2 protein-coding genes are annotated in these 3335 nt (G+C 40.1%); both read right to left on the reverse strand.

Annotation, left to right across the window (positions count from 1 at the left end):
- Window positions 1–135: 135 nt before the first annotated feature.
- Window positions 136–543 carry a hypothetical protein gene (locus N475_RS02285; RefSeq protein WP_063364615.1) on the reverse strand — a complete coding sequence of 136 codons (408 nt, stop codon included), beginning with the start codon at window positions 541–543 and terminating at the stop codon, window positions 136–138.
- On the reverse strand, window positions 540–3335 hold a 2796-nt coding region (locus N475_RS02290; protein ID WP_211270590.1), incomplete at its 5' end, for an RHS repeat-associated core domain-containing protein. The genes N475_RS02290 and N475_RS02285, both read right to left, overlap by 4 nt.

Below are 3335 nucleotides of genomic sequence, written 5' to 3' on the forward strand. Positions count from 1 at the left end.
TTGGACCAGAAAGTCGATAGACGCGACCACACAGGTCAAATAGGCGTGACCAAAAAATCGGCGAAACGCGACCAGAAACAAAAAAGCCCCAGCAAAATGCTGGGGCTTTTTTGTTTCTTCAAATTAGAATAACCTTTAGTATTTTCTTTCCACTCCATCAACGCCTTTTATATGTGATATGTTCTCTTCTGAATTTAAGTCATACGACTGCAACCCCAGATCCAAAAGAAACTGATCTATTTCAATTATTGACTTAAAGTAATCAGTTCTTTCAGAGTAAATCTCCACAATAAAATAACTATCCTCTTTATTTGCACCATATATGTATTCACCTTCGACAATCCAAGCTCTAACATTCTCGACTAACATAGTTTCATTTTCGCAATTAACGAGATCATAATTCGATTGGAAATATTTTTGGCTAATACAAACATCACCTACAATAACTCCATTAAATAAATAACTCTTATCTAATATGAAATACAAAACCAAACAAAACAATATAGCTAGAGGCGATATAATAAAAAGTTTAACTTTTGTCATTTGCAACTCCCTGAACCTTTATATTTTTTAGACCAACTATCGGTAATATCATAGGGTTCCCCATCAGGATTCCAAATCGGAGGTGCGAGACCAAAGATATCATTGTCAATAAGATCATATGGATCCGTAAACTCATCAAAAAATTGGAAATCGGTAACTCCAGAGTATGAGAATCGGCCGTCCATTGTAACATCTAAAATACCTGAAAACTCTCCACTTATTGTTGCAGAACCAATAAAAAACTTATCAAGTGTAAAGTCATAGCTATTCTTAAAGCTTACATTCAAGTTATATGTACCTGGTGCGCTATTTTGAGCTAAGTTATATGCCTTTACGTATATTTGCTTAGAAAAACGCCCTGCCAGTCCAACATACTCTGATGTTCCTTGGATTGTTGATAAATGACCAATTTGGCGTAAAGTAACATCATCTCCTCTATTTCTAAAGTGATCTAAAGCTTCACTATTGCTCCATGCTAAGCCATAGATATCAAACAACGAAATAGGATTGCCATTTGTGTAATTGTATGTATTTAGCCCGCCATGGATTCCAATAGGATCAGACTGAATATAACGCCCAAGACTCGGATCATAATCTCTAAAGTAATTGTAACTGTAGCCAGATTCAACATCATGATATTGGCCTGGGAATCCAAAACCTTGCTCTGCCACCGTGACTTTGTAGCTTTGCCCAAATGGCAGTGTATTACTTCGCCATGCTACTTTACCAGAGATATCAGTTTGCACAATCGGTGACCCTAAATGATCATTGTGCACGTAGTCAATCACATGAGAACTGCCCATATACCTGATACTCGCGACACGTTGCTTGTTCAAATACACGTATTCTACAAGTGGCTCTCCCTGCGCATTGGACTCCGCTATGAGTAAATTATTTTGATCAAAGTGGTAATGTGTCGTGGTTTTCTCACCGTTGGAAGCAGTCTGAACCTTAGCAACCCGCTGCCCTTTTGCGTTGTATACGTACTGGACTTTTGAACCATCTCTAAAGGTAATTTCACTTAACCGATTTGCTGCGTTATAAACAAGTGACTTGCCATTCAAGGTATCCACCGTTGTCTGGCCATTAACATTGTACTCAAACACCCGTTCAGGTTTGCTAATCGGCAAAACTTGCTCAAGTTGATTACTGTTGAGTGCATATTGGTAACTTTCGTCTTCCAGCAACTCACTGTATTTTGACAACCATCTGCGATTAAGCCTATTACCAACTTGGTCGTAATCGTAGCTCAGTTGGCCATATTCACCTGAAGCAAAAGTTAACCTGCCCTGATTATCGTATTCAAAATACTCAGAAAGGACATCATCTTTAACATTAACAATGTTGGTAATTTGGTTTGCTTCATCATATACATAATGGCGATTTAGCAAGGTATTTAATCCGTTTTTAAGTAGGATCTCTTCCATTCGCCCATCTGTATCATAAGTGTTTTGCTGCATAATACCGTTCCCATAGGAGATCAATTCAGGCTCCGAAAACGGAAGGTAGTCTACATTTTCAACCAAGGTGGTTGTGTTGCCTGCAAGTGCATTACTAAAGAGTGTATTGACCCGTCCAGCCTCATCATAGCCATAGCTAACAAACATACCACTTGGGTAGACCTGAGAATCTAACAGCCCATTATCTATATAGTTAAAGCCTTGGCTATATTGCCTGCCTTCGATTTGGTAGGTTTTCGCAGTTAGATAGCCTTGTCCGTTGTACTGGTATTGGCTATCGCCACTGTTATCAAGAATGCGTGTTACTTTTCCTATTGCACCCGATACCGATGGAGGCTGCGCGCTATCGAAAAGCTGCTCATCATACTGATAAAATATATCTTCATTAGCAGCACCAGCAAAGTGGACATGAGTGACCCGTCCAATTGCATCATATTCATAGCTAACCACCTGCCCTGAGTTGTCAACTTTTTCGATGACTAAGCCCGCTGAGTTATGTTTATACACGGTAGTACCTGTATCAGGACTTATCTGCTTAACTTTCTCACCAAAGCCATTGTATTGGTACTCTGTGGTTAATCCACGCTGGTCTGTTATTTGGGTAACTTTATCTTGTGTATCATAGTTTTGATGAACTACACCACCGTCTGAGTCGGTTGTTTGTACAAGCCTGTTTAAAGCATCAAACGCATGATGTGTCGTATTACCCAGACCATTTGTCGTTGAGGTCACCTGCCCATTTCCGTTGTACTGATGAGAGACTTGAGAGTTCACGCCAACTTGTGCAATTAGCTGGCTAAGTTCATTGAACTGTTGCCTGTGCTGCTTCACTAGTTCACCGTTACGATTTAAGACATTTTTCTCAATAGGATTGCCTTCAGGGTCTCTGACGTATTCAATTGTTTCACCTAGGTGATTACTAATTGTTTTGACACGATAAGCTTCATCATAAGTGTAGCGTGTTACCCCTCCATTAGGGTGTGAAATACGCTCAATCAGGCCTTGTCCTGAATTATCACCACTATGGGCATACTCATAACGCGTTGTAGCATCTACTCTTTCTCCGTCAACAAATGTAACGTTTGTTTTGCTACTGATCCAGCCACTCTCGTTATAAGCAAGCTCCGTCATAGAACCATTCGCGTGAGTAATTACCAAAGGACGCCCGGATGGGTTGTGTTTAGTCACTTCAGTTTTATGTCCCAGGGCATTCGTTACTGAAATCTGGTTACCTAACTCATCATATTCGTACGTCGTAATGTCAGCAACATCCGTACGCGGTCCATCGACTTCAACAACTAAACCTCTTGAGAATTTCACATGACACCCAAT

The organism is Pseudoalteromonas luteoviolacea DSM 6061 (assembly GCF_001625655.1).
GTDB lineage: Bacteria > Pseudomonadota > Gammaproteobacteria > Enterobacterales > Alteromonadaceae > Pseudoalteromonas > Pseudoalteromonas luteoviolacea.